This window comes from Erwinia sp. PME.40.26/001, from assembly GCF_055556675.1.
In genome coordinates, this window is record NZ_JBVHNP010000027.1 from 1 (window position 1) to 555 (window position 555).

Consider the following 555-nt stretch of genomic DNA (forward strand, 5'->3'; position numbering starts at 1 on the left):
GGGGTGAAGTCGTAACAAGGTAACCGTAGGGGAACCTGCGGTTGGATCACCTCCTTACCTGAAGATACCTTCCCGCGCAGTGTCCACACAGATTGTCTGATAAAAAAGTAACGAGCAGAAAAACCTCTACAGGCTTGTAGCTCAGGTGGTTAGAGCGCACCCCTGATAAGGGTGAGGTCGGTGGTTCAAGTCCACTCAGGCCTACCAAATTTTCACTCATGCTGCGTTATGTTTACGGCTCGCATAGTGAACTATGCGTCGCGGAAACACGCCTGCCTGAGTAAAAATTACATCTCCTTCGTGGAATGTAATGGTAGTAAAAGGTTTCTGTAAGACTGTATGGGGCTATAGCTCAGCTGGGAGAGCGCCTGCCTTGCACGCAGGAGGTCAGCGGTTCGATCCCGCTTAGCTCCACCATACTGTTTTTCTAATAAAATACTTCAGAGTGTACTGGCTAACAGTATGCTGCGAAGTATTATGCTCTTTAACAATCCGGAACAAGCTGAAAATTGAAACGACATGTCGTTTTCATTCTCCGTAATAAGAATGAAATCT

General features: G+C 46.8%; 2 tRNA genes and 1 rRNA gene. All 3 read left to right on the forward strand.

The annotated features are described in order from the left end of the window. Positions 1–57, forward strand: a 16S ribosomal RNA gene (locus tag ACZ3HG_RS23030); the annotation flags it as partial. A gap of 73 nt (positions 58–130) precedes the next feature. Further along, a tRNA-Ile gene (locus tag ACZ3HG_RS23035) sits at positions 131–207 on the forward strand. A 134-nt stretch (positions 208–341) separates the two neighbouring features. Continuing rightward, positions 342–417: transfer RNA gene (locus ACZ3HG_RS23040), tRNA-Ala, on the forward strand. Positions 418–555: the final 138 nt, after the last annotated feature.